The organism is Streptomyces mexicanus (assembly GCF_902506575.1).
GTDB classification, from domain to species: Bacteria; Actinomycetota; Actinomycetes; order Streptomycetales; family Streptomycetaceae; genus Streptomyces; species Streptomyces mexicanus.
In genome coordinates, this window is the sequence record NZ_LR732638.1 from 1 (window position 1) to 2,430 (window position 2,430).

Genomic DNA, 2,430 nt, shown 5'->3' on the forward strand with positions numbered 1-2,430 from the left:
CGGGGCTGGGGGTCGGTGAGGCCCCAGCTGGACCAGCCACCGACCTTCCAGCCGGGGGCGTAGGCGAGTTGGTTCCGGTAGAACTCGTGGGGCGCGATCGCGTACGCGGGGTTCCAGGCCGGGCCGGCCGTCTCCCACACGCTCACGTCGGCCAGTTGCCGCTGGAGGTCCTCGCTCAGCTCCATGGGATGGGGGTACTCCGTGACCTGCTCCGGAGACAGGACGCACGGCTCGGGCAGGTAGGAGGGCAGCTGGATCGCCGTCGGCTCGGGTGGATCGGCGAGGACGTCCGTGACCTTGGCTGCCGCGCGCCAGAAGAGTGCCGTGCGCGGATGCGTCGGGTGGTCGAAGGGGCACCACAGGACCTGGAGGAGGTCCGCGTCCGGCGGGCTGCCCGGGAGCGGGACGTCGCGGGCGTACAGCTGGGCGACCGGGAGCAGGGGGATCGGGCCCTCGGGCCGCGGGCGGCCCTGGCGGATCCGCTTCGAGGTTGCCAGTTCCTCGGGCGTGGGCAGGGATGCCGGGCGGCCCAGGTGCCGTCGGCTGGTGATGGCCGCTCGGTTGCGGCGAAGGACACGGACGTCGTCCGGAGAGAGGACCACGGACGTCGCGCCCTTCTCGTGCGGTCCTTCGCAGTGCGGCCAGGGCTCGTCGGCGGGCCACAGCAGCGGCCCGCCGACAGAGCTGTCGTGCACGGTCGGCGACCCCGGCCGCGGGTGCAGCCGGGTCGCGGTGCGCGCCAGCGGCGCCAACTGAGGGAAGACCGCGGCGACGTCAAAAGGCCGCGGCGGGGTGGTAAAACTCATGCTGGCTCCCGCAGGCACGAACAGGGTAGGAGGGCGGGATCAGTTCCCCAGGTTGTGCTGCCCGCCGGTCTGGGTGTTCGGGATGTAGACGCCGGAGAACAGCTGCTCCACGGAACCGTCACCGCGCTCGATCTTGGCGCTCATCGTAACGCCCACCGGAATCGTGCTGTCGGCGCTCAGGTACGTCGGAGTCACCTGGTAGAGGATCGCGTCGTCGTCGCTGAAGGTGACGTCGTTCAGCTCGTTCCAGACCTTCTCCTCGCCTTCTTCCCACATGCTGCCCACACCGGTGTTCATTCCGGCCTGCCAGCAGGGGACGAGGTTCTGCGAGATCCTTCCGCCGAGAACCTTGGCGATCAGGTGGCACCGGGAGAGCCCGTCGGTGAGATTGTTCTTGGCGGCGTACGCGGCTGCGTCCGCCCAGCCGGTGATGTCACCCCCGGCGTCACTTCCAGGCCCTTGCTGCGTGCCTAGGCAGGCGGTCGCCGTGGACGCCCGGTAGCCGGCCGGGCTCGTCTGGTCGGTCTTGTTGACGTGCGGAACCGGTTCGACGGTGTTCTTGATCCAGCCGACACCGGCCGGGCGCGAGCCCTCCGGCGAGATCCCCAGGCACTCCGCGTGCGAGCCGTCGAGCGACGCCGTGAACGTCAGCTTGAACTGGTCGGTGTCGATGACCCGCTGGCTCGCGAACCCGTCGGCGAGCTGGGTATCGGCGAACTGCTTGTCGGCGGCGGCGACATGGGCGCGCACACAGCGCTGGGAGGTGTCGAGGCTCGAACCGCCGTTGAGCTCGAAGACGATCCATCCGCCGTTGCCCCAGTGCGGGATGAGTTCGGCGCACTGGGCGCCGTCCCGTCCGCCTTCCTTGGTCTCCGCGAAGGGGAACTGGGCGCAGGTGTCGGTCGGTATGAGATCGGTGGCGTCCGCGAAGGGCTCCGAGGAGCCGCTTCCGCAGGTGCTGCTCGTACGGTCGGCCACGCCGCTCGTCGACCGGGTCAGCGGGGTGTTGAGGCCCCAGCGGTCGGTGAGGTTCTTCTGGGCCCACAGATACGCCGCCACCGCGCCGCCCTGATCCGAGCCCTGCGTGCTCATCGACAGCTCGGGCATGATCGACGGAACAGCACACCCCGCCACCGAACTGCCGCCGACCGCGTCGTCGCACCTGATATCACGCGGGTTGTTCCACGACGCGTTCGGGTCGACCGCCACCGCGCCCGGGGACGTCACGTACATCGCGTAGGACGTGTAGAAGGAGGCGGAGGAGCCCGTCGTCTGCGGCGAGGAGTAGGTGACGGTTCCGGTCAGGGTCTGGCCGAGGGTGATGTTGCCGCCGTACCAGGGGGCGGTCTTGGTGGCCCTGCAGCCCGTGCCGCAGGAGACGCGGAACTTGGCGTCCAGCGCGGTGACGTCGCCACTGGCGCTGGTCATGGTGGTGGAGATCTGCTCGCTCCAGGTCGTGGCCGTCGCGGAGAGGCCGGCGCTGGTGGCGACCGCCAAGGTGCCGCGTCCGATCTCCCGACCGTTGCTGTCGCGCAGGATGTAGGTGACGTTGATGCCGCTCACGCAGTACGAGAAGCGCTCGTAGCTGTAGTTGCCGGGGCTGGTGATGTCGCAGCTGCCGGCG

2 protein-coding genes are annotated in these 2,430 nt (G+C 69.8%); both read right to left on the reverse strand.

The window, feature by feature from the left end:
* Positions 1-806: hypothetical protein (locus GV126_RS34020; RefSeq protein ID WP_159675076.1), on the reverse strand; the 806-nt coding region annotated here is incomplete at its 3' end.
* 39 nt (positions 807-845) lie between these two features.
* A partial coding sequence (locus GV126_RS34025; protein ID WP_159675078.1) for a DNA/RNA non-specific endonuclease occupies positions 846-2,430 on the reverse strand: 1,585 nt, incomplete at its 5' end.